Source organism: Polaromonas sp. P3_B1, from assembly GCF_056402935.1.
The window spans coordinates 79,094-102,012 of record NZ_JBFUGK010000012.1; the positions used below are offsets into that span (position 1 = coordinate 79,094).

At 65.6% G+C, this 22,919-nt stretch carries 25 protein-coding genes; 13 read left to right on the plus strand and 12 right to left on the minus strand.

Translation table 11 applies throughout. The features are described from left to right. Positions 1-122: 122 nt before the first annotated feature. The 3 genes from AC1DXS_RS09240 to AC1DXS_RS09250 form a co-directional block, all read right to left on the minus strand. Positions 123-2,276 (minus strand): TonB-dependent receptor domain-containing protein, encoded by a 2,154-nt coding sequence (locus AC1DXS_RS09240; protein WP_477737214.1) that lies wholly within the window; start codon positions 2,274-2,276, stop codon positions 123-125. Between the two features lie 339 nt (positions 2,277-2,615). After that, positions 2,616-3,599 (minus strand): tripartite tricarboxylate transporter substrate-binding protein, encoded by a 984-nt coding sequence (locus tag AC1DXS_RS09245; protein WP_477737215.1) that lies wholly within the window; start codon positions 3,597-3,599, stop codon positions 2,616-2,618. A gap of 56 nt (positions 3,600-3,655) precedes the next feature. Next, entirely contained in the window at positions 3,656-4,978 is a 1,323-nt protein-coding gene (locus AC1DXS_RS09250; protein WP_477737216.1) for a class-II fumarase/aspartase family protein, read from the minus strand. Positions 4,979-5,118: 140 nt separating this feature from the next. On the opposite strand from AC1DXS_RS09250, the gene AC1DXS_RS09255 reads away from it, so the two are divergent. Continuing rightward, the gene (locus AC1DXS_RS09255; RefSeq protein WP_477737217.1) at positions 5,119-5,979 is read left to right on the plus strand and encodes a LysR substrate-binding domain-containing protein; all 861 of its coding nucleotides are present in this window, start codon (positions 5,119-5,121) and stop codon (positions 5,977-5,979) included. A gap of 14 nt (positions 5,980-5,993) precedes the next feature. Here AC1DXS_RS09255 and AC1DXS_RS09260 read toward each other — a convergent pair whose 3' ends face one another. From AC1DXS_RS09260 to AC1DXS_RS09270, 3 genes are all read right to left on the minus strand, one after another. Continuing rightward, positions 5,994-7,250, minus strand: a complete 1,257-nt coding sequence (locus tag AC1DXS_RS09260) for an Hsp70 family protein (RefSeq protein ID WP_477737218.1) — start codon at positions 7,248-7,250, stop codon at positions 5,994-5,996. Beyond that, positions 7,247-7,771: a hypothetical protein gene (locus AC1DXS_RS09265; RefSeq protein WP_477737219.1), complete on the minus strand. Its 525-nt coding sequence runs from the start codon at positions 7,769-7,771 to the stop codon at positions 7,247-7,249. The genes AC1DXS_RS09260 and AC1DXS_RS09265 overlap by 4 nt, the downstream gene beginning before the upstream one ends. A 124-nt stretch (positions 7,772-7,895) precedes the next feature. Further along, the gene (locus AC1DXS_RS09270) at positions 7,896-8,363 is read right to left on the minus strand and encodes a nuclear transport factor 2 family protein (RefSeq protein ID WP_477737220.1); all 468 of its coding nucleotides are present in this window, start codon (positions 8,361-8,363) and stop codon (positions 7,896-7,898) included. Positions 8,364-8,471: 108 nt separating this feature from the next. On the opposite strand from AC1DXS_RS09270, the gene AC1DXS_RS09275 reads away from it, so the two are divergent. After that, positions 8,472-9,032 (plus strand): TetR/AcrR family transcriptional regulator, encoded by a 561-nt coding sequence (locus tag AC1DXS_RS09275; RefSeq protein WP_477737221.1) that lies wholly within the window; start codon positions 8,472-8,474, stop codon positions 9,030-9,032. Here AC1DXS_RS09275 and AC1DXS_RS09280 read toward each other — a convergent pair. After that, positions 9,029-9,487 (minus strand): MerR family transcriptional regulator, encoded by a 459-nt coding sequence (locus AC1DXS_RS09280; RefSeq protein WP_477737222.1) that lies wholly within the window; start codon positions 9,485-9,487, stop codon positions 9,029-9,031. The two genes, AC1DXS_RS09275 and AC1DXS_RS09280, sit on opposite strands and share 4 nt — an antisense overlap. Before the next feature lie 22 nt (positions 9,488-9,509). Beyond that, the gene (locus tag AC1DXS_RS09285) at positions 9,510-9,968 is read right to left on the minus strand and encodes a nuclear transport factor 2 family protein (protein WP_477737223.1); all 459 of its coding nucleotides are present in this window, start codon (positions 9,966-9,968) and stop codon (positions 9,510-9,512) included. A 151-nt stretch (positions 9,969-10,119) separates the two neighbouring features. Here AC1DXS_RS09285 and AC1DXS_RS09290 point away from each other — a divergent pair, with 151 nt between their 5' ends. After that, positions 10,120-10,359 (plus strand): hypothetical protein, encoded by a 240-nt coding sequence (locus AC1DXS_RS09290; RefSeq protein WP_477737224.1) that lies wholly within the window; start codon positions 10,120-10,122, stop codon positions 10,357-10,359. A gap of 150 nt (positions 10,360-10,509) precedes the next feature. Here the strand turns inward: AC1DXS_RS09290 and AC1DXS_RS09295 are convergent, their stop codons facing one another. Genes AC1DXS_RS09295 through AC1DXS_RS09310 form a run of 4 tightly spaced genes read right to left on the minus strand, consistent with a single transcriptional unit; the run spans position 10,510 to position 13,379 of the window. Next, positions 10,510-10,815, minus strand: a complete 306-nt coding sequence (locus AC1DXS_RS09295) for a hypothetical protein (RefSeq protein ID WP_477737225.1) — start codon at positions 10,813-10,815, stop codon at positions 10,510-10,512. 10 nt (positions 10,816-10,825) lie between these two features. Next, positions 10,826-11,509, minus strand: coding sequence for a hypothetical protein (locus AC1DXS_RS09300; RefSeq protein WP_477737226.1), 684 nt, complete (start codon positions 11,507-11,509; stop codon positions 10,826-10,828). Continuing rightward, positions 11,506-12,531 carry an MlaD family protein gene (locus AC1DXS_RS09305; protein ID WP_477737227.1) on the minus strand — a complete coding sequence of 342 codons (1,026 nt, stop codon included), beginning with the start codon at positions 12,529-12,531 and terminating at the stop codon, positions 11,506-11,508. Before AC1DXS_RS09305 ends, AC1DXS_RS09300 begins: the two co-directional genes overlap by 4 nt. A 44-nt stretch (positions 12,532-12,575) precedes the next feature. Next, positions 12,576-13,379 (minus strand): MlaE family ABC transporter permease, encoded by an 804-nt coding sequence (locus AC1DXS_RS09310; protein ID WP_477737228.1) that lies wholly within the window; start codon positions 13,377-13,379, stop codon positions 12,576-12,578. A 212-nt stretch (positions 13,380-13,591) separates the two neighbouring features. Here AC1DXS_RS09310 and AC1DXS_RS09315 point away from each other — a divergent pair, with 212 nt between their 5' ends. Genes AC1DXS_RS09315 through AC1DXS_RS09360 form a run of 10 tightly spaced genes read left to right on the plus strand, consistent with a single transcriptional unit; the run spans position 13,592 to position 22,431 of the window. Beyond that, positions 13,592-14,092: a hypothetical protein gene (locus AC1DXS_RS09315; RefSeq protein WP_477737229.1), complete on the plus strand. Its 501-nt coding sequence runs from the start codon at positions 13,592-13,594 to the stop codon at positions 14,090-14,092. A gap of 1 nt (position 14,093) precedes the next feature. Further along, on the plus strand, positions 14,094-14,600 hold the full coding sequence (locus AC1DXS_RS09320; RefSeq protein ID WP_477737230.1) for a hypothetical protein: 507 nt from the start codon (positions 14,094-14,096) through the stop codon (positions 14,598-14,600). Continuing rightward, positions 14,597-16,906, plus strand: a complete 2,310-nt coding sequence (locus AC1DXS_RS09325; RefSeq protein WP_477737231.1) for a cohesin domain-containing protein — start codon at positions 14,597-14,599, stop codon at positions 16,904-16,906. Before AC1DXS_RS09320 ends, AC1DXS_RS09325 begins: the two co-directional genes overlap by 4 nt. Continuing rightward, a complete protein-coding gene (locus tag AC1DXS_RS09330; RefSeq protein ID WP_477737232.1) occupies positions 16,903-17,403 on the plus strand; it encodes a type II secretion system protein in 501 nt (166 codons plus the stop codon). The genes AC1DXS_RS09325 and AC1DXS_RS09330 overlap by 4 nt, the downstream gene beginning before the upstream one ends. Before the next feature lies 1 nt (position 17,404). Beyond that, a complete protein-coding gene (locus tag AC1DXS_RS09335) occupies positions 17,405-17,812 on the plus strand; it encodes a type II secretion system protein (RefSeq protein ID WP_477737233.1) in 408 nt (135 codons plus the stop codon). Beyond that, positions 17,799-18,332, plus strand: a complete 534-nt coding sequence (locus tag AC1DXS_RS09340; RefSeq protein WP_477737234.1) for a hypothetical protein — start codon at positions 17,799-17,801, stop codon at positions 18,330-18,332. Before AC1DXS_RS09335 ends, AC1DXS_RS09340 begins: the two co-directional genes overlap by 14 nt. Positions 18,333-18,343: 11 nt before the next feature. Further along, positions 18,344-19,537 carry a type II secretion system F family protein gene (locus AC1DXS_RS09345; RefSeq protein ID WP_477737235.1) on the plus strand — a complete coding sequence of 398 codons (1,194 nt, stop codon included), beginning with the start codon at positions 18,344-18,346 and terminating at the stop codon, positions 19,535-19,537. A 14-nt stretch (positions 19,538-19,551) separates the two neighbouring features. Next, positions 19,552-21,183, plus strand: coding sequence for a GspE/PulE family protein (locus AC1DXS_RS09350; protein ID WP_477737236.1), 1,632 nt, complete (start codon positions 19,552-19,554; stop codon positions 21,181-21,183). Beyond that, positions 21,164-21,898, plus strand: a complete 735-nt coding sequence (locus AC1DXS_RS09355) for a hypothetical protein (protein WP_477737237.1) — start codon at positions 21,164-21,166, stop codon at positions 21,896-21,898. Before AC1DXS_RS09350 ends, AC1DXS_RS09355 begins: the two co-directional genes overlap by 20 nt. Continuing rightward, the gene (locus AC1DXS_RS09360; RefSeq protein ID WP_477737238.1) at positions 21,895-22,431 is read left to right on the plus strand and encodes a hypothetical protein; all 537 of its coding nucleotides are present in this window, start codon (positions 21,895-21,897) and stop codon (positions 22,429-22,431) included. The genes AC1DXS_RS09355 and AC1DXS_RS09360 overlap by 4 nt, the downstream gene beginning before the upstream one ends. Positions 22,432-22,919 lie beyond the last annotated feature (488 nt).

Here is a 22,919-nt window from a genome sequence, read left to right on the forward strand (position 1 = left end):
AAAACGATATTATCATATCTTTTCATCTCGCATCAAGCGATGAAAATAAAACTATCGTTTTTATACAAACAATTAGTTTTATATCGATTTTGTTTCGACCACACCCAACAGCCCGGCAGGCGTTAGAACGCATAGCTGCCGGTCCAGGACAGCAACCACGTCCTCCCGGCGGCAGGCTCAAAGTAGCGGCCGTTACCCTCATTGACGATGACGGAGCCCGCGTATTTTTTGTCGAACAGGTTGTCCAGCCGCAGGGTGCCAAGCATCTTCCAGCCGTCGGCCTCTACCGCGTAGCCGACATGCGCCGCCGCGACGGTAAACGAGGCGGCCGCGTCCGAGTTGAGGTCGTTGACGGGAACACTGCCCAGATGGCGGGCTTCGACGCCGCCGCGCCACCCTCGCGCCGGCCGCCAGCCGGCTTCCAGTGCCAGGGCCGAGCGCGCAATGCCCGGAATACGATTGCCGGCCGGCACGGACACATTGGGTGTGGCGCAAGGCGTGGCGGCGCAGGTCAAAAACGCATCGCGGTAGCGCGCATCCAGCCAGGTGTACGAGAGCTGCACCCGCCAGTCGCCGGGCAAAGCCAGGCTGCTGGCAAGCTCCAGCCCGCGGCGGCGTGTGGCGCCCGCATTCTGGAAGGTGCTGCGCCCGCCCATGTTGGTCTGGCTGACGATTTCATCGCGCGTGGCGGTGTGGAAAACCGCGGCGCTGCCCTCCAGGCGGGCCGCCTCGCCCACTGGCGTGCGCCACTTCAGGCCCGCCTCCAGGTTGTTGCTGCGAGAAGGCTTCAGGCCCAGGTTCAGCCCGGTGGATCCATCGGCGCGGTAGGCGGTTTCGTTGAGGGTCGGGGTTTCGAAGCCTTTGCCCGCCGTGGCATAGACACGCAGGTTGTCGGTGGGGGCGTACAGCAGGCCGGCCACCGGCAAGGTGGCGCTGTAACGCGCGCTGCCGCTGTCGTCGCCGTTGGGCCCCGCCACGTAATGATCGGCGGAATCAAAGCGCACCGTGCTGCGGCGCAGGCCCGCGTGCACAGTCCAGCGCGGCGACAGCTTGAGGGTGGCCTGGGCATATGGATCCAGGCTGCTGACCCGGTTGGTTTCATCGCGGCGCAGCGCGCCCTGCACGCCCAGGCTGGCGCCGCTGAAATTCTGGAAACCCAGGCGCTGCTCGCGCAGGCTGTCGTAGGCCAGGCCGGCGACCACCTCCAGCGGAAAACCGGCCAGCTGCGCCTGCGCCGTCAGCCGCAAGTCGGCGCCGCCGTAACTGCGGTTCAGGTCTATCACCCCGCCCGGGTGCAGCGGGCTGGCCTGCGGCGCCACCGGAATCGCCTGGTACTGCACGGTGGCACGCTGTCCCTGGTAGACCATGGCGCGCAGCTTGTTGCCACCGCCCAGCGGCTGTTCGTAGACCAGGCCCAGCTGGGTCTGGCGCACGGTTTTGCGGGTGTTGAACTGGGTGGCGGATGCATCCGCGCTTTGCGGCGCCGCATCGAACTGGGCGCGATTGAGTCCCAGCGGGTCGTCGGCGCGCAAGTCCAGATGGTTGGCCACCAGCATGAGCTGCCCGCCGTTGGCCAGCTGCCAATCAAGGCGCGCATTGGCCAGGTCGCGCTGCGCCGCACTGTGCGCGCGAAAGCCGTCGGTGCTGAAGTGGCTGGCGTTCAGGGTATAGCCCAGCGAACCCGCGCTGCCGGTGGCCTTGAGGCCGCTGCGGAAAAAGCCGTCACTTCCAAAAGCGACGTTGGGCGCAAGCGTGGGCCGGCCTTCACCGCGCTCGGTAAACACCTGCACCACGCCTCCTGATGAATTGCCATAAAGCGAAGAAAAAGGTCCTCGCAGGATTTCCACCCGCTCCGCCGAGCCGATATCGATGTGGGAAAGCTGGCCCTGCCCGTCAGGCATGGTGGCCGGAATGCCGTCGACATAAATCCGCACGCCGCGCACGCCGAAGGTGGAACGCGCGCCAAAGCCGCGCACGGAAAGCTGCAGATCCTGCGCCTGGTTCTGCCGGTCGCGCGCCAGTACACCGGGCGTGAGCGCCAGGCTTTCCGAGAGATTGAGCTGCGCCCTGCCATCGGCGCGAAGCCGCTCTCCATCGATGACGTCGACGGAGGCCGGCACATCGAAGGGCGGCAGCTCGGTACGGGTGGCGCTGACGGTGACCGGCGCCAGCGACTGGGCCAGCGCCGCGGCGCTCAGCCAGGACGACAAGGCTATCGCCAGCGGCACGGGCCTCAGCAAGACACGAAAAGCTGCGGTGCGGAGGCGGTGGGGCATGAGGGTGGCGGATTCCGTTAACAAGCCAGACAATGGACAGGCCGAGCCATCGTAGCGTGCCGCCGCGGTACTTGCCACCGCGCGGTTGTRGGCCAAGGCAGCAAAAGCGGCGCGGCCCGGTTTTACCCCCCTCTCCCTCAGGGAGAGGGTTGGGGTGAGGGCCAGCAGCGGCAAATACACCGCTGTTTCATGCGCAGGCCGCAGCCCTCACCCCTGCCCTCTCCCAGAGGGAGAGGGAGTGAAACCCTTAGCCGAGCTTGCGCACCGCATCCAGCGCCACCCCACGCCAAAGCGGCCAAAGCGCTCGCCTTCCACCCTGCTTCGCCGGCTGGGTAAGCCCTAGTCGGCGTAAACGCCGGCCGCCTTGATCAGGGGCTTCCAGCGGGCAATTTCCCGGGCCAAGAAAGCGCGATGCCCGGCCGGCGTTGCACGCTCGTCATCGACCACCTGGATGCCGGAGGCGATTTGCGCCCGCCTGAAAACATCGCTCTTCATGACAACCCTCAAGGCATCGTTGATGCGCTGCTGGACAGGCTGAGGTGTGTCCCGGGGCGCATAGAGGGCGAACCAGATGCTCAGCTCCATGCCCTGTATGCCGAAGCGCGCCATGGTGGGAACGGCCGCAAGCGGCGTGCCGGCAAGGGGTCTGGCCGCCGTCACCGCGATGGCCTTGAGCTTGCCGGCCTGGATGTGACCCACCGTGGTCGGCGTCGGGTCGCACATCATGTCGACGTGGCCGCCAAGCAGGTCCGCCACCGCGGGCGCGCTGCCGCGGTAAGGCACGGTGGTGATGCTGAGTTTCAATTCGGACTGCAGCAGCAACCCGCACAGGTGCGACGAGGACCCTATGCCCGCATGCGCCAGCTTGACCTGCGGCTGCGTCGCCATCCATCGCACCAGGCTCACCAGGGAATCCGCCGGCACCTGCGGCCGCGCCGTCAGCACCAGGGGCGTGTCGACCACCACGCCCAGCGGCGCGAAATCGGTATCAGGCTTGAAACCCAGGTTGCGGTAGAGGGCCGGCGAGGTGGCCATGCCGATGTGGCCCATCAGCAGGGTGTAGCCATCGGCCTGCGCCCGCATGGCAATGGCGGTTCCCAGGTTGCCGCCGGCACCTGAAAGGTTTTGCACCAGTACCGGCTGCTTGAACTGGGCCTGCAGCGGCCCGGACAGCTCCCGCGCGAGCTTGTCCATGGGGCCGCCGGCCGCAAAGGGCACGATGATGGTGATGGGCCTGGCGGGATAGGCCTCCTGCGCCCATGCCGGCGCGGCATTCAAAACGCAGCAAACACACATGAAGGCAAGACACAGGGCTCTGGACATGATTTCCTCCTGGGGTTACTGGGGTTCCTGGAAAAGGCCGGATCGTGCGGCCCGCCTCAGGGCCGGGCGGCGGACGGGCGCCGCGATGCATCGATTTCCCGCACCGAGAACGGTGTGTGCCTGTGCACGTCCAGCAGCGAATCGAGCGCGGCCTCGTCCAGCCCCGGCTGCAAAATCACCAGGGCCCGCGCGATCGAAACGCCCTCCTGCTTTGACTTTTGACAGGCGCGCGCGACGAGTTCATGCGCGCGGTTCAGCCCGATGTCGCGCGCCAGTTCCATCTGCAGCGTCTCGGTGACGATGGCGCCGCCGGTCAGGGCAATGTTGCGCGCCATGCTGGCCGGATTCACCACGGCTTCCTCCAGCATGGTGGTGGCCTGGGCCAGGAGCGCGCCCATCAGTGAAAAGCACAGCGGCACGGCATGCAGCTCCACATACCAGGCATCCAGCGAACGCTCGTTTTCCACCAGCGACGCATCCAGCATCATGGGCGCGGCATGAAACAGCATTCTTGACAGCGCCACCACCGAGGATGCCGCGACCGGGTTGTTTTTTTGCGGCATGGTGCTGCTGGCGCCCCGGCCCGGGGCGAAGGCGAGTTCGCCCACCTCGGTGCTGGAAAGCACCAGCATATCGCGGCCCATCTTGCCCAGCGTCGCGGCGACCTGGGACAGGAACAGCACCGCCTCGGCCGGGCCGTCGCGCATGCAGTGCCAGGCCAGTTCGGGCTCATTCAGGCCCAGCCTGCGCATCAGGCGCTGCCGGGTCTCATGCCCTGTGCCGGACAACGAGGCGAGCGTACCCACCGCGCCCCCCAGCTGGCCCGTGGCCGCGCGCGGGACAACCTGGGCAAGCCTGTCCAGCTGCCGGCGCACGCCGCTATTCCAGACCGCGGCCTTGAAGCCGAAGGTCACCGGCAAGGCATGTTGCTGGTTGGTGCGGCCGGCTTGCAGCGTGCGCTGGTGCTCCGTGGCCAGCCCGTCAAGCGCCGCCGAAATATGCGTGAGCGAATCGCCCACCAGGGCCAGGGCCTCCTGCATTTGCAGCGCCAGGGCGCTGTCCATGACGTCCTGTGTGGTCGCTCCGTAATGGGCATATTGGCCCAGGTCATCGCGGCAAAGCGCCACGACCTGGTTGATCAGGCCCACCATGGGAAGCCCGACAAACTGCGTTTTGCGCTTGAGCTGGCCCAGGTCGATGTTTTCGATGCGGGCAACGCGGTCGATCTCTTTCGCCGCTTCATGGGGGATGACACCCAGTTCCGCCTGGACGCCGGCCAGCTCCCGCTCAAAGCGCAGGCAGCGCTCGACAAAACCCTGCTCGGAAAAAATGGCCGCGATCGCGCCGCCATGGTGCAAATCACTGAAAAGCTGGTTCATGCCTGCTAGCCCGTCCCAAGAGAAATGTGAATATCAGAAACAAACTGTATCTATCATGATGTTTCCGTAATAATGATTTGTTCTGATTCCTGCGTTCTCTTTTCGTGATGGCTTAAGGCTGGCTTTGCCCGGAGGGTTTTATGGATGTACTGGGACTGAAAACATTTGCCGCGGTCGCCACCGAAGGGGGCATCACCTGCGCCGCGCAATCCCTGCACACCGTGCAGTCCAACATCACCCAGCGCATCCGGCGGCTTGAGAACGAACTCGGGCTCACCCTGTTCACCCGCCACAGCCGGGGCATGGAACTCACGCGCGCAGGCCAGCGGCTGCTGCCTTACGCGAGCCGCATCGTGTCGCTGATGGGCGAAGCCCAGGCCGCGGCAAAAGGAGAAGAAGAAGCCCCCGCCTGCCTGACCCTGGGCTCCATGGAAACCACCGCCGCCGTTCGCTTGCCGGTTCTTCTGGCCGCCTACCGCCGCGAGCTTCCGGGCGTGGCCCTCTCGCTGGAGACCGGCCCCACCGCCACCCTCATAGACGCGGTCCTCTCACGGCGCGTGGACGGCGCCTTCATCGCGGGGCCGCTGGACAACCATCTGCTGCTCAGCCAGGTGGCTTTTGAGGAAGAGCTGGTGCTGGTGTCGTCGGCCAACTGGACACGCGCCGGCGAACTCGGCCGGCGCCTGGAAAACGGCGCGGCGGCCATCATGTTCAAGACCGGCTGCGCTTACCGCCAGCGCTTTGAGCAAATTCTCAGCGAACGCGGATGGCCCCGCTTCACCCGCCTTGAGATGGGCACGCTGGAAGGCATACTGGGCTGCGTGGCCGCCGAGGTGGGTATCTCGCTGCTGCCGCGCTCGGTCGTCGAAAGCGCGGCAAACCGCTCGGCCCTGAGGTGCCACCCCTCAAAAGGCAAACGCTTTGCCGTGAAGACGCTGTTTATCCGCCGCCGGGATGAGCACCCGGGGCCGGCCCTGGCGCGCTTCATGAGCCTGCTTTAAGCCGGCCGCTTCACCTAGCCGAACTTGCGCACCGCATCAAGCGCCAGCCCGGCGCCAATGCTGCCGAAACGGTCGCCTTCCACGCTGCGCGCCTGGGGCAACAGTGCGGAAATCTGCTCGCGCAGCAAAGGCACGCCGCTGGAGCCACCGGTGAAAAACACGGTGTCGATATCGTCGCCATCGACACCAGCGTCCCTGAGCAGCCCCGTGACGGTGCGCGCCACCGTGCCGACAAGCTCGCTGATGGCGCCGTCAAAGTCGGGCCGGTGCAAGGTAAGCGTCTCGCCCGGGGCGATGCGCCCCAGGTCCATGACGGCTTCGGGCGCATCGGACAGTGCGATCTTGGCCGCCTCGACCTGCATCGCCAGCCAATGGCCGGCGCGCTCGCGCACCAGGTTTTGCAGGCGGTCCAGCTTGTCCTTGTCGACCGCGCCGCGCCGGATATCGCTGATCTGCGTCCAGGATTTTTTGCTGTAGGCCTGGTTGATGGTGTGCCAGGTCGCGAGGTTGAAATACTGGGCCGACGGCACCTCCAGCCCGCTCGCCAGCCGGCTGCCCAGGCCCAGCGTGGGCATGACGCTGGCCAGGCTCAGGTATTTGTCGAAGTCGGTGCCGCCTATGTGCACGCCGCCGCTGGCCAGGATGTCGTCCCGCCGCTCGGTTTTTTGCGCCCGCTCCGGCGACAGGCGCACCAAGGCGAAGTCCGAGGTGCCGCCGCCTATGTCCACCACCAGCACCAGTTCTTCGCGCCTGATGTGCGATTCGTAATCGAAGGCGGCCGCGATCGGCTCGTACTGGAAGGCGATGTCTTTGAGGCCCACCGCATGAGCGATTTCGGCCAGGGTGTTTTCGGCTTTCTTGTCGGCTTGCGGGTCGTCGTCCACGAAGAACACTGGGCGGCCCAGCACCGCCTGGCTGAAGGCCTGGTCCGCGGCTTTTTCGGCGCGGTGCTTCAGTTCGCCGATGAACTGCGCCAGCAGCACCCGAAAGGGCAGCGCACGGCCGGCCACTTCGGTATGGTCGTCGATCATGGAGGTGCCCAGCAGGCTTTTGAGCGAGCGCATCAAGCGCCCTTCGTAACCGGCCAGGTAGTCGGCCAGAGCCGCGCGGCCGTAGCTCACATGCTCGTCCTCGGCATGGAAAAACACCACTGAAGGTAACGTCGCCTTGCCGCCTTCCAGCGGCAGCAGCGCGGGCAGCCCGGGCCGGCTCCAGCCCGCCGTCGAATTGGAGGTGCCGAAGTCTATGCCGCAGGCCTTGGGAGCGCTCACCGGCCTGCCGGCTTGGCAAAGCCGCTTTCGGCCCACGCCACGGCGCTGGCGCGGTTGAGCTTGAAGGACGGCGCCACGCGCACCTGCGCCAGTGGCTCGCCGGCCTCGTCGGCAGCGCTGAGCAGGCCGTGCGGGTTGTCCTCGTCGGGAACGATGTCCAGCGTCACGGTGACACGCGCCGCATTGGCGGTCACGGTGATGCTCTGGTGCAGCGTGGCGTGCAATTGCTGCTCGTGCCGGCGCACGAATTCCGAGGCGGTTTTCACCAGCGTGCTGAAGGCGGGGCCATCGAGCGGCTTGGGGTTCTTCTTGTCACGGCCCATGGTCCAAGGGCCGACCAGCGCAGGCTCGGGCTCGCCGTCCTTGATCATGGCGACGGCCCAGCCGTCGTCGTCTTCATTCTTGATGACCTTGGCCGTCCAGCCGTCGCCGCGCCAAAGCCGCGCCTCCTGAATGGTGGGCTCGTCGTCCTGGGGGGATTCGTTGGCCGGGCCGGCCGTTGGGGTGTGGGAATCAGTCAAAGCGCTATCACTCGGGTCGGGCGCCCCGGCGGCAGTCGGGGGCAGCCGGGGGCAAATTCGGGTCACGCAGCGACAACACGGTGCGCATGGGGGACACGGATTCTACAGCCCCGCCCCCACCCCCTCACAAGCCAAGGTCGCTCAGGCTCGGGTGGTCGTCGGGTCGGCGCCCCAGCGGCCAGTGAAACTTGCGATCTGCCGCCTTGATGGGCAGGTCGTTGATGCTGGCGTGGCGCACCGCCATCAGGCCGCTCTCGTCGAATTCCCAGTTCTCGTTGCCGTAGGAACGGAACCAGTTGCCGGCATCGTCATGCCACTCGTAGGCAAAACGCACGGCAATGCGGTTGCCGCCGAAGGCCCACAACTCCTTGATCAGGCGGTAGTCCAGCTCGCGCGCCCATTTGCGCGAGAGCAGGCCGACGATTTCTTCGCGGCCGGTGACGAACTCGGCGCGGTTGCGCCAGTGGCTTTGCGCCGTGTAGGCCAGCGACACGCGCTGCGGGTCGCGCGTGTTCCAGCCGTCTTCGGCGGCGCGGACTTTCTGCACCGCGGTCTCGTGGGTGAAGGGTGGGAGCGGTGGCCGGGTTTCCATGGAAGCATCCTTTGAATGGGGGAGGTGGAAGTAGCAAAGAAAGTAGACAAGTCTGTCTACCTGTCGAAATTCTGGCACAGGTAGACAGACTTGTCTACAATCACCACCATGGACGTTTCAGCCCCCTCCCCACGCGAGCGCATCCTGCTCACCGCGCACGACCTGTTTTACCGTGACGGCCTGCGCGCCACCGGCATAGACCGCATCATTGCCGAGTCGGGCGTGGCCAAGCTCACCTTCTACCGCTGCTTTCCAAGCAAAGACGAGCTGATCCGCACCTTCCTGGACTACCGCCACGAACGCTGGATGGCCTGGTTTGTCGACGCCCTGGGGCGGCACGGCGCGGTGTCGGGCGGCGGCCTGGCGCCGCTGCTGCCCGCGCTGGCCGAATGGTTTGCTGACCCGCTGTTTCGCGGCTGCGCCTTCATCAACGCCACGGCCGAAGCGGCCGCCCTGCCCGGCGTCGCGCAGATCGTGCAAAACCACAAAAACGAGATGCGCCAGGTCATTGCCGGCCTGCTGCCGGCCGGCCCGCGCCAGCAAGCCGTCGCCGGCGCGGCGGCGCTGGCCGTTGACGGCGCCATCGTGCGGGCGCAGATGGAAGGCGGCGAAACGGCGCTGGCCGGCTTGCGCGTTCTGCTGGACGCGCTGGATTCTCCCGCCGGCTAAGCCTTCACAGGCCGGCGCGTCTTCGCCTTGGGCCGGGACGTGAGCGCTGTGCCCGCGCGCTGCGCCACCTTGACCGCCGGCCGTTTGCCCGACGCCACCCATTCATCGTAAAAATCGATCTTGCTGTCCAGCAGCCTGAGCGCCTGCTGCCATTCGGCAATCATGTCCCTGACCTGCTCACGGTGCGCCGACAGCAGCGCCTGCCGCTTGGCCAGCGTGCTGCTGCCCTGCTTGACCAGCGCGGTGTATTCGCGCATTTCCGCAATCGACATGCCGGTGCGCCGCAGCCTGTCCATCAGTTCCAGCCAGCTGATGTGCAGTTCGCCGTAAACGCGGCGCCGCCCGCCGTCGCGTGCCACGCCGGGGATCAGGCCCTGCGCCTCGTACCAGCGTATGGTGTGCACGCTGCGCCCGGTGCGCGCGGCGAGTTGCCCGATCAGGAAGGTTTCAGCCATGCGTCACTATAGAACCTGCGGTTCAGGCGGCATGCGCGGAACTCAATGGCACGGGAGATGAAGGAGCCTCAAGCACCGAACTCACCAGCGCTGTGTCCAGGTACTCCATCAGGTCTTTCATCTGCCCGTCCGCCATGCGGCAGACATAGCAGTAATGGTTGTTGTAGGCCTTGCCGGCTTTGGTGGTGACGCGCCCGTCGAATTCAATGATGACCATATCGCCGTCCGCCATCACGCGGCGTGTGGTGCTGATGTAAGGCGTGGCGAACTGGGCATACAAAGGCTGCAGCAGCTCCGTGAGGACCTGCTGCTTGCCGCGGTAAGTGCGCGACCACGGCGTGCCCCCGGGAATCGTCCATGAAAAATCATCGGCCATGGCCTCGACAAATGGCTTGCCGTTGCCTTTGTCCAGTTCGGCCATGATTTGCTGGATGTGCTGCCTGTTGGCCTCGGTGGTGGTGGGGATAGGTGCTGTGCTCATGAGGAATCTCCTGGAATGCCCGTTGCACCGGGTGTGAGGCCCTGCACGTCGCGAGGGCTTGCAGGAATTAAAAGTCCTTGAGTGCACTCAAGGTCAAGTCCCCTCTCCAGTTGAGCACCCTTTGTCTTGGAGGGCCGTCCTACAATGCCGCATGAACCAGAAACGACCCGCCGCCAGCGATTGGGTGACAAAGATGCTGGCCGTGCTTAAAACCGGCAACACCACAGCGGCCATCGCCCAGATCAAGGCCACCACCAGCAGCAAGGATTTACGGCAGTTGCACGCTGCGCTCGAAAAAACACAGCTGTTCAAGCAGGTTCCCGCGGTCGAGACAGCGATCTCGGACCAGTTGCAGGCGCTGGCCTCGCCGCGCCTGAGCCGCTCGCCCTGAGGCGTTTTACTCCCTCTCCCTCTGGGAGAGGGCGGGGGTGAGGGCCAGCGGCGATAAAAGTTGCACAGGCTCATCCACAGGCTGCGGCCCTCACCCCAACCCTCTCCCAGAGGGAGAGGGAGCAAGATTCCAGGAGAGTTTGTCGGGCCCCTATGCCGGACGAATCTCGAACTGCGCATCACCCATATAGCGGTTCGGCCCCAACGCAGCGGTCACCGCAGCCAGTTCCGCCGCCTGCCACTGGCTGAACACCTCCTGCTCATCGGACGACAGCACATCTTCCGCCGGTGCTTCGCCGTAAGTTGCGACCAGCCGCATATAAGCGTTGTACACCGGCAGCACCAGGCTTTCATGGCCCAGCGCGGCCTCCAGCGCCGTCCTGAAGCGCTGCTCGGCGGCCTGCAACTCTCCTTCGGACGCATCTTCATAGGCGTACAGCCTGAGCTGGTAACTCACGGTGCTTCCTTCACGGCTTGCCGGGCGCGGGCATGTTTTGCGTCAGTTCGATGCGCCGGCGCAGGCGGTCGACTTCTGCCGCGTTGCCACCCTGCTCTACCCGGCGCAGCTCCACGCCCAGCCAGGCCAGCAGCGGACGCCGCCAGCCCTGGGCCGAAGCGGTATCAATCGCCTGGCGGATCACGGCCGGGTCGGCCTTGCCGGTCTGCAGCAGCACACCGGCTGCCACCAATTTCGACAGCGGGTCGGTGATGCCGGCCAGAGCGCCCGCACTGCCGGCTGCGGCGGCACGCTGCGATTCGGGCAGCAGCGCGATGCCCTGCGGCGCCACTTGGCCTTTGAGGTAGTCGGCATAAGCACGCTGCACCTCTGTGGCGTCAGGCCGCAGTTTTTCAAAACCCGTGCAAGGCTCATCAAGAACCAGGCTGGCAACGCGTGTCGCGCAATGCAGCAACTCAGCCGTGGCCAGCAGGTCGGCGCGGCCCGAGCGCGTGAGCTGGCCGCGTGCGCGCTCAAGCTCGGCCATCTCCACGCGGCTGTTGCCTTCCATGTAGGCGGCGACGGACCGGTCCATGGAGCCCTTGGCTTCAAGCTGCCAGTCGGGCGCACGCGGCCCGCTGGAGCAGGCGGCCAGCAGCCCGGCGGCGATCACGGCCAGCAGCAGCGCAGCGGGTTTGATCAAAAAGGTGTTCATGGCAGTTTCATCTCCGCCTCGCTCGCATCCTTGGCGAAAGGCCATTTGCGGCTGATCTCGTTGATCAGGCCCTCCACCTTGCGCAGGCTGGCCTCGACGTCGGCGCGCAGCGCGCCCAGGTCGTCGGTCGCCACCTTGGCGTTGCGGGTCACGGCCTGCGCATCCTGCAGCAGCGCATCGACCTTCTTGAGGCTGGTACGCGCTTCGCCCAGCATGGCATTGAGCTGCACCACGGTCGCGCGCGTTTCCGGCATCAGGCCCTTGTCGCCGAAGACCTGGGTATCAGTCTTGGCGGCCAGCCCGTCCAGCTTGGTGAGCAAGGCATTGGTGCGGTCCAGCGTGGCGGCGAATTTCTTCGCTTCGGCCTCGCTGCCCAGCAGCACCGTGAGTGCGCCGCCCGGGCCGTTGAGCCGATCAGTCAGGGTTTTCAGGTTGCCCAGGCTGGCACCCACCGCGCCGCCGTCGCCGGTCAGGGTGTTGAGGTTTTCGATCAGCTCTTTGGCGGCGGCGACCACCTTGGGCACCTCCGCGGCGGCGTCACCCAGCAGCACCGTGCGCTCCGCCCCTTCGGGCAGCGGCGGGTCGTTCAGCAGCCCGGTGTAGGCGCGCAAGGAGGTCCCGCCGACCAGCCCCCGCACCAGCGTGAACACGCTGCTGGTACGCAGCCAGTGGGCATCCTTGGCGGCCACATCGACCAGGATGCGCGCCTTGCCGTCGGGGGCCAGCTCCACACGGTTGACCCGGCCAATCGGGAAACCCGAGAAGGTCAGGTCCATGCCGACCACCACGCCGTCGGAATCGTCGGCGACCAACACCAGCCGCTGGGTCGATTCAAACGCGCCGCGCGCATACATCACATACAGCGCCGAGCCGCACACCAGCAGCACCATGAAAATCAACAGCAGCCTGGCCTTGAATTCCAGGTTGGCGATTTCCGCAGGCGAGGATTCGGCCTCGCGCGCCGGTTGCAACGGGTCCGGCCGGCCGGGCGATGGGTTCGAATTGTCGTGGGGAGAACTCATGGGTGTGCTTTTTTCTTGCCGGATTCTTATTGGGTTCTTGTTGGTCAATAGTAATTGCCGACCAGCGACGCGATTTCAATCAGCAGTATCACCGCGAACATGCGCACCAAGCCGCGCATCTCGGCGCTGGTGCGCACACTGGCCTCGGACATGCCGTACAAGGCCGAGGCCATGGGAATCAAGGACACCGCCAGACAGAAGAACAAGGTCTTGAGCACGAAGATCAGCGTCACCGCCGGGCTGAACACCTGGCCGAACAGCCGCGTGTAAGCCGCCAGGCCGGACAGCCCAAAACCGTAAGTGGCCAGGTAGGCCACCACCAGCGCCACCACGCAGCTCAGCGCCGCCAGCGTGATGCCCGAGAACATGCCCGCCACCACGCGCGGCAACACCTCGCGCCGCACGGGTTCGATGCCTTTGCGCCGCATCTCGTCCAGCTCGCCGCTGGCCTGCATGGCCGTGAGCTCGGCCCCGTCGGGAATCGTGCAGCGCAGCGCCACAAACAGGGCAGCCGTCAGCGGAATGAGTTCCAGCACCAGCACCCGGATCACCACCTGCAGCGCATACTGCGACAGCCCATAGCTGAGCGCCGTCACCAGCACGATGCGCGTCAGCACCACCGTCACCAGCGCGCACAGCACCGTGAACCCCAAAAGAATGGGCGCGGTGTTGAGATAGATATGGCGCGCCAGAATCGCGCGGCTTTGCGGGCTGTAACTCGAAGGCGACAGCGTCAGCACCAGGATCAAGGCCCCCAAATGCACCAGCCGCCACCACTCGACCACCCACAGCTGCGCGGCACGACGGGTTTGCGTGAGTTGATTTTGCGCGTATCCCCTGGAAGCCATGCGGGCATGATACCCAAGCGTGCTGCGTGCAGGCCTGTTGCCGGGGGCGGCGCACGGACCTCCTCCATTCGAAGGAGGCAGCTTGGCCCGACACGTAACAAGCGGCCAAGGGGAGCATGGGTCACATAGAATCCAGGGGCTGTCACATTCGTCACAACCGCTTGCAATTCCCCGGCTAACCGTCTCCCATGCGCTCCCTTTTCAACATTCCCATGCGAAGGTGGCCTTTGCGCTTCCATGTGGCAGCGGCATGCATGGCGGTATTGGCAATGTCCGGGGTGGCGGGCCTGCTGGTGTATGGGACCGCTGAAAAGTCAAGGCAGCAGCAAGCTGAGCTGCGGGCACTGGAAACCCGCCTGAAAATCCTTGCGCAGGACGAGAAAAAAAGGTCGGCCGGCAACTTCATGCAAACCCTGCCCCTCGCTGCCAGCGCCGATGAGGTCGTGCGCGACATGGGGCGGCATGCCCAGGCCCTGAAAATCCAGGTGGCCTCCTTGTCCATCGCGGTGACCGAGCCCTCACCTGGGTTGATCCGCAAAGTCCAGTTCAATCTCACCGCCAGCGGCGACTACACGTCAATGAAAAGCTGGCTGGCCGAAATGCTGGGCCGTTATCCCTCCCTGGGTGTCCAGACACTCTCCCTGCGCGGGCTGCCCAATGACGCCTTGCGCCAGGAAATCCAGCTGGCACTGGTTCTTTTCGTCAGGGATTGAGATGGCGAGCCGGCGATGGATCTATTCCTTGGTGGGCGCGGTCGCGATCGGCATCTGGGCCTTTGCACCGCCACCGGCGCCTGCTCCTGTAGACGTTCCCTCCGCGCGCACGCCAGGCACCGCCAGGGCATCGTCCAGGCTCCCATCGCTTTTGCCGTCCATCCTCGAGCGCCCCGCCCTGGAGGCCGCCAGCCGCGACCCTTTCGCCCCCGTGGCGCCGCCCGCGCCGGTCGTCGTCGCACCCAAACCGGTCCAGGTCGCCCCGCCCCCGCCCTCTCCGCCTCCCTTGAACCTGCAATACGCGGGCAGGATGACCGCCCCTGACGGAAGCCAGATCGTTTTTGTGGCGGTGGGCGACACCACGGTTTCCCTGTCGGTGGGCCAGACCCTGCCCAATGGGTACAGGGTGAACGCTATCCACGACCGGGCCGTGGAGCTGAGCTACCTGCCCATGAATTTCAATACCCGTTTTGACCTCCCTGCTCCTCCCACCTACGAGATCCGATGAAACTCCGCACACTGCAACTGGCGACCTGGAGCAGCCTGGCTTCCTTTTTTGTGCTCACGGGATGCGCACAATTTGTCCGCGATGACGTCAACGCCAAGATGCGCCAGGGCGACTATGAAGGCGCGCTCCAGGGTCTTCAGGAAGGCCTGGCCAAATACCCCGACAACACGGCGTTACGGGCAACCCTGATCTCGGCGCAGAACGAGGCGATCTCCCGGCTCATCGCCCAGGCCATACAGCAGCGCGCGACGGGCCGCTTTGACGACGCCGACAACACCCTGTTGCGCGCCCAGGCCCTGGATCCGAAGAACGAACGGATCATGGCCCTGCAAAACGACATCACCGCCCAGCGCCGCGCCGAAAAAAGCCTGGACGAGGCCCTGAACCTGATGAACGCCAAAAAACGGGAGCAGGCCCTGCAGGTGGTGGAAGCGGGTTTGCGCGATTCGCCACGGCAGCCCGAGCTCCTGGCCCTGCAGCGCCGGCTTGAGGCCGAGCTGCGCTTTGAAACCGAGCCCGCCGGCCGGCGCGGCCTGGCGGAAAGCCGCCCCATCACGCTGGATTTCCGCAATGCACCGCTGTCCACCGTGCTGGAGGCCATCACGCGCGGCAGCGGAATCAATTTCGTCCTGGACCGCGACGTCAAGCAGGACAACCGCGTCACCCTGTACCTGCGCTCGGCGAAGGTCGACGACGCCATCGACCTGGTCGTGGGCGCCCACCAGCTGGCGCGGCGCACCATAGACCCGCAGACCGTGCTGATCTACCCCAACACGCCTGAAAAGCAGCGGGAACACCAAGAGCAGGTGATACGCGTTTTCCACCTGGGAAACGCCGAGGCCAAATCGACCGCCGCTTTGCTGCGCAACATACTGCGCATCAAGGACCCTTTCGTGGACGAGCGCGCCAACCTGATCGCCCTGCGCGAAAGCCCGGAAATCATCGCCCTCGCCGAGCGCCTGGTCGCGCTGCACGACATCGGCGACGCCGAGGTCATGATGGAGGTGGAAATCCTCGAAGTCAAAACCGCGCGACTCACCGAACTGGGCATCAACTTCCCGAGCACGCTCACGCTCACCCCCCTGCCCTTGCCCGGCGCCACGGGCTTAACGGTCAGCAGCGTGAGAAGCCTCAATTCGGAGCGCATTGGGGTAGGTATCGGCAACACGGTGATCAACCTGCGGCGCGAGGTCGGCGACTTCAACGTCCTGGCCAATCCGCGCATCCGCGCCAAAAACCGCGAAAAAGCCAAGATCCTGATCGGCGACAAAGTGCCGGTCGTCACCACCAGTTCCACCGCCACCTTCCTGTCCGAAAGCATCAGCTACCTGGACGTGGGCATCAAGCTGGAGGTCGAACCGGTGGTCTCGCCCGACGACGAGGTTTCCATCAAGCTAGGGCTGGAGGTCAGCAGCATCGCCAAGGAAGTCCGCACGGCCGCCGGATCGCTGGCCTACCAGATCGGCACCCGCAATGCGAACACAGTCCTGAGGCTGCGCGACGGCGAAACCCAATTGCTGGGCGGGCTGATCAGCAACGAGGACCGCTCCAGTGCCAACCGTGTGCCGGGCCTGGGCGACATGCCTGTGCTGGGGCGCCTTTTCTCCAGCCAGAAAGACGACTACCAGCGCACCGAGCTGATCCTGGCCATCACACCCCGCATCCTGCGCAGCGCGCCCCACCCCGATATTTCCCAAGCCGAAATGTGGGTGGGCAGCGAGATGGCGACCCGGCTGCGGGCCTCGCCGGCACGCGTGCCCCTGGCCAAAGCGGCGGGCGCGGAAGCCGCCGTCACCACCGCTGCCGGCAGCCAGCCCACCGCAAACACGCCTGCCGCCTCCACCGCGCTTGCAGGGGCAGCTGCGGCAGGCGCGGCAAAGGCGGCGGCCGCAAGCGGCCCCATCCTCGCCACCTGGAAAGCCCCGGCCGACATCAAGGCCGGCGCGGAATTCGTGGTCACGCTGAACCTGTCTTCCGGCGCTCCGCTGCGCGGCGCTCCCCTCGAGATCTCCTTCCCGGCGCAGTCCCTGGAGGTGCTGGACGTCTCGGAAGGCAGCTTCTTCAAACAATCGGGCGCCACCACCAGCTTCACCCAGGCCGTCAACACCACAACCGGCCGCATAGGCGCCGGCATCCTGAGTAACGACAGCAACGGTGCGACCGGCCAGGGCAGCCTGCTGCAGCTGCGCCTGAAGGCCAAAACGGCCGGGCCCATCGACCTGGGCATCACCAGCCTCAAGCCCATTCCCTTGAGCGGCGCGGCGGCCATCGGTGAGCTGCCCGCCTTGCGCCTTGAGGTGAAATGAAGCCACCTTCGCCCACTACCGCCCCGCGCCTGTCGCGCGGCTTCACCATCATCGAGCTGCTGGTGGTGATGGCGGTGCTGGGCGTGCTCGCCGCGGCCGTCATGCCGCTGGGCGAAACCCTGGTCACGGCGCAGAAGGAGCGCGAACTGAGGGCGGCCCTGCGCGAAATCCGCGGCGCCATCGACGACTACAAGCGCGCCGCCGACCGCGGCGCGGTGGCCGGCGCCGCTGGAGGAAACGGCTATCCGGCCAGCCTCATGGCACTGGTCGAAGGCACGCCCGATATCCGGCCGCAAGGCAAGGGCCAGATGCAATACTTCCTGCGGCAGATCCCGCGCGACCCTTTCGCCGACGCGCGCCTGCCGGCCGAGCAGACCTGGAGCCTGCGCAGCTATGCGTCGCCGCCGTCCAAGCCCTCGCCAGGCATCGATGTCTACGACGTCCACTCTTCATCGCCCGCCACCGGCCTGGACGGCTCACCCTATGCAAGCTGGTGACATGCCCCTATCCCGCCGAAGGGGCGCCATGCAGGCCTTGCGCCGGCGCGCCGGCTTCACCTTGATCGAGCTGCTGGTGGTCATGGCCGTGCTGGCCATCCTGGCCAGCATGGTCGCGCCGCGCTACCTGTCCCGGGTCGACGACGCCCGCGAAACCGTGCTGCGGCAAAACCTCGTGGGCCTGCGCACCGCCATCGACCAGTTCTACCGCGACAAGGCGCGCTACCCCGAGACCCTGGATGAGTTGGTCGCGCAGCGCTATATCCGCGCCGTGCCCCTGGACCCCATCACCAAGCGGCTGGATAGCTGGGTGCTGATTCCGCCCAAGGAGTCTTCCAAAGGCGTTTTTGACGTCAAAAGCGGCGCCACCCAGCGCGCCAGGGACGGCAGCGACTATGCGAGCTGGTAAATCCCACAACCGGCCAAAGCTGGCGAGGAGCCAGCGCGGCTTCACCATGGCCGCCGTGCTGGCGGCCCTGCTGATCCTGGCGCTCTCCACCCAAAGCGTGATGACCTATGTCTCGCAGCAAGACCTGCGCGAACGCGAGGCCGACCTGCTGCGCATCGGCCAGGCTTATGCGCAGGCCATAGGCGCTTACTACGAGTCATCGCCCGGCAACCTCAAACGCTGGCCCCGCACGCTGGAAGACCTCACGGAGGACAAACGCTTTGTCGGCATCCGGCGCCACATCCGGGAGGTGTACCCCGACCCCATGACCCGCTCCGCCAACTGGGGCATCGTGATGTCGGAAGACGGCGGCATCGCAGGCGTGCACAGCCTGTCGACGGCGCAGCCCATCCGCAGCGCAGCCCTTGAACTGGACACCCTGTCGCTGCCCGCCGCCAGCCGCTACGCCGAGTGGGAGTTTGTCTACCGCCCCCCCTTGCTGCAAACCGCGCCAGCAGCGCCCACAGCGCCCCGCCGCTAAAGGCCACAATCATGCAGTACCACGTTCGAAGCCTGCGCCTGGGGGACTCCGCTGTCAGCGAACAGTTGCTGGAAGCCGCCAACGAACCGTCCCTGAGGGCCTCGCTGCAGGCCCAGGGGCAGACCGTGCTCAGCGTGCGCGCAGCCTCCAAACCCTGGGCCTTCCGGTTGCCACTGGCGGGCAACCCCTTTCCCATGTTTTGCCGCGAGGTCAGGACCTTGATCCATGCCGGCATGACCGTGGTCGAAGCCGTGGACACGCTGTCGGCCCGCCAGCGCCTGGAAGGCCGCAACGACGGCATCGCCGCGGCATTGCTGGTGCGCCTGGAGCAAGGCCAGTCGCTGTCGAGCGCCCTCAGCGAGCTGCCCGGCACACCGGCCGTGCTGATCGCGGCCGTGCGCGCCGGCGAGCGCACCAGCAACCTCGTCGAGGCGCTGGACGACTACCTGCGCTTTAACAAGCTCGTGGAAGAGCTGCGCACCAAGGTCGTCAGCGCGTCCATCTACCCCGCCCTGGTGACCACGCTGGGCCTGGGCATCTCGTTGTTCCTGCTGCTGGTCGTCATGCCCAATTTCGCCGGCATGTATGAAAACCTTCGCGGCGCCTCCAAGGGCGCGACCGCGCTGACCATAGAGCTCAGCCGGTTCATCGGCAACAACCGCGCGCTGGTCCTGGGCGGCCTGCTGGGGGCGGCGATCCTGCTCGCCTACGGCATCGTGAGCGGCCACGGCAAGCGGCTGGTGGTGCAGGCGGCGCGCTCGATTCCCTGGATACAGCGGCGCATCGAGGATTTCCAGCTCGCCATGATGTACCAGGCGCTGGCCCTGCTGCTCAAGGGCGGCTACCCCATGACAGACGCCATGGCCGTCGCCAGCCAGTCGGCCCTGTCGCCCAAGCTCAAAAACGGCCTGGCCCAGGCGCTGAGCCAGATAGAGCGCGGCGGCCTGGTGTCCCAGGCCCTGGCGCAGGCCAGCCTGTGCGACGAGGTCGGGCGGCGCCTGATGGCCGCCGCCGAGCGCAACGGCGACTTCCATCTCGCGGCCGACGTGGTCTCGCGCATCCACGGCGAGCGCTTTGAGCTGTTCGTGGAGCGCACCACGCGCATCGTCGAACCCCTGTTGCTGCTGGCGGTCGCCCTGATGGTGGGTACCATCGTGGTCATGATGTACCTGCCCGTGTTTGATATGGCCACCAGCCTGCGCTAAAAGGCCCCGCACCCATGAACACACCCCTTCCCGCCAGGCTGCTTGCCCAGGGCGAATTCGACCAGGCGCTAGCCGCGCTGCGCCAATCCCCCGCGCTGGACGGCAACCTGTGGCAGGGTCTGCTCAGCACCCTGGCCGCCAGCGAAGCCGCCTTGAGCGCCACGCTGCTCGAAGGGCACGGCATCGCCGTCATCAGCGACGGCCAGTGGCCCGGCGTCAAGCCTGAAGCCGCCGCGGGCGGCATGGCCGACGTGTGCATCAGGGTCACCCTGGACGGCAAAACCCTGCTGCTCTGCGAAGACCCCTGGTCCGCCGAGGCCACGCTGGCGCTGGCCCGAAGCACCCAGGCGCACCGGCAGCTGGCCCTGGCCCGCCCCGGGCAAATCGCCTTCCTCAAAAAATCCCGGACATCGGCGACACCCGCCGCGCCGGCAGGCAGCACCAAGCCAGCCAACCTGAACGACGCCTCCCCCGTCGTCCAGTTCGTCGACCAGGCCATTGCCAAGGCCTATGAAGAAGGCGCCAGCGACATCCATTTTGAAAAAGACCGCAAAGGCGTGAGCATCAAGTACCGGCTCGACGGCGTGATGGCGCCCGGCGAAAGGCTGGACGACCCGCAGCGCGCCGAGGAAGTGATCTCGCGCATCAAGGTGCTGGCCCAACTCGACATCACCGAGCGCCGCCGCCCGCAGGACGGACGCATCCACTGGCAGCAAAAAAACGGCGACAGCATAGACCTGCGCGTGTCCATCATGCCCAGCATCTTTGGCGAAGACGCCGTGCTGCGCCTGCTCGACAAGGCCCAATTACGCCACACCGAAGAAAGCATGTCGCTGGACGTGCTGGGCTTTGACGGCGCGGTCGCCGCCACGATCCGCGCCCTGGCCACCCGGCCGCACGGCATGCTGCTGATCACCGGGCCCACCGGCAGCGGCAAGACCACCACCGTCTATGCCGCGCTGTCCGAAGCCAATGACGGCCTCGAAAAAATCGTCACCATCGAAGACCCGGTCGAATACGAACTGCCCGGCGTGCTGCAGATCCCCGTCAATGAACAAAAAGGCCTGACCTTCGCCACCGGCCTGCGCTCCATCCTGCGCCACGACCCCGACAAAATCCTGGTCGGCGAAATCCGCGACGCCGAAACGGCAGAGATCGCCATCCAGTCCTCGCTGACCGGCCACCTGGTCTTCACCACCGTGCACGCCAACAGCCTGTTCGACGTGCTGGGGCGCTTCCAGCATTTCGGCATAGACCCCTTCGCCCTGGCCTCCGCCCTGAACGGTGTGGTCGTGCAGCGCCTGCTGCGCAAGCTCTGCCCCCATTGCGTGCAATGGAAAGACACGACAGCCGCCGAGCGCGACAAGCTCAGCGCGCTGGGCCTGCCCGTGCCGCCCCAACTGCCCAAGGCCCAGGGCTGCGCCCACTGCCGCCAAACCGGCTACCGCGGGCGCTTTGTCGTCGCCGAAGTCCATGAACTGACAGACGCCGTGCGCGACCTGATTGTGAGAAAAACCTCCATGACCGAACTCAAGGAAACCGTCTACCGCGATGCCAGCACCCGGCTGCTGGCGCAAGCCGTGGCCAGGGTCGAACAAGGCACGACAACACTCGAGGAGGTCGCCCGTGTGGTCGGTCTGGTCTGAAACGGTGGACGTCTACCTCGGCCAAGGCGTGGCCATGCTCAAGGCCGGCGCCCGGGAAACCATGGTCTCGCGCAGCCCGACCACCCTGCCGCTGGAACGCGTGCTGGCCAGGCTGGCCGAGAGTGCGTCCTCCAGCGGGCAATCCCTCGTCAAAAAAGGCAGCCGCCTGCGCATCAGCCTCAGCGGCGCCTGGTGCCCCGCCCTCGCCGTGGCGATCCCCGAAGGCGTGACCCGCTGGGAAGAAAGGCGGCAGATCGCCCTGGCATCGGCCGCCAGGGACATGGGCACAGACCTGGAGCAGATCGCCTGCGAAATCGACCCCACAGCACCGGGGGCCGCGGCGGCCATTGCTCTGCCCATGCGGCAGGAGCTGGAACGCTGGGCGGTGCAACTGGGCTGCCGGCTGGTGTCGGTGTCGCCCTTGTGGGCGACCGCCACACAATCAAAACTGAGCCGCCAGCGCGGCATCCAGGGCTTGCTGGTGATTGAGCCTGATGCAGCCACCCTGATCGCCAGCGATGGCAAGAACGGTTTCAAGACCACAACCTTGCCAGGTGAACAGGATGCCGCCACCTTGTACGCCCATAGCCAGCAATGGCTGCAAGGCCTCGGACTGGAAGACAGCGGCTTTGCCAGACTCGGCTTTGGCCTCACAGCCCACCCGCCTATGGCTACCGGCCCCAAGCGTTGGGCCGGCTACTGGTACAGCGCATGAAAACGATTGAAATTGATTTTGTCGCGGACAAGCGCTGGCGCTGGGTGTGGGCAACGGCTGCGCTCTGCGCTGTGTGCCTGGCAGGCGTCGTAGCCCTGCACTGGCAGAAGACGAATCGGGCAACACGCGACACCGAAAGCCGCGCCGCCGCCATCCAGCAGCAGATCACCCAACTCAATGCACGGCGTGTTGTCACGGCAGAYCCGCGGCAGGCCAGCGCCGAGCAAGCCGTTCAGTTGCTGCAGCAAGACCTCAACAAGGTATTTGCCTCAGCCGAAAACCTCAAGGAAATCGGCGTCCGCCTGCGCGGCTTCAACCTCGACGGAACAGCCGGCGTGTTGCGCCTGGAGTTTGAACTCGACGCCATGCAGAAGGCCTCAGCCGTGACCGAGGCGCTCAATGGCGGTTATGAAAACCGGCCCTGGCAGCTGGAGAGTGTGACGGGGGCTGGGGGCGGCGGCGGTGGGCAGATCGGGTTTGCTTCTGCGCAGGTGGTTCGGGGTTTGTGGTTTGTGCAGATTGGCAAGCTTTGAAAGGCTCTGCGAAAGAGCCAAGCGCAGGTTCTATGCGAAAAACATACCCATGTACTAGGGCGACAAACCAGACTAAGGTGGCCTGACTTTGGATGGAAGCTTCGGTGTGTTACGCCTGGATTTGAACCCGACGCCATGCCCACTGCACCCATCGTGACTGCCGTACTCAATGGGCTATGAAAGCTGGCCTTGGCAACTGAAGCGTTACGGGGGCGATGGGCTCTATGGGAATGAACTCAGGCGATTCGAGATTTATGGTTAGGGCAGACAGCCAATTGTGAAAGTTCTTATGAGCCTAGCTTAGGCTCTGCAAAGACTTATCCAACCCAGCGGTGCTACCTTCTTGATGCGGGCGCTCGAGAACTATGCTTGTCTCACCTAAGCACAAAGGCAATACAACACTCGGACTGCCGCAATCAATGCCATTGACGTCTAGAAGCCAGCTAAATGCCCGTCCGGCAATTCTGTGCGCGATACAGTAGTTATCG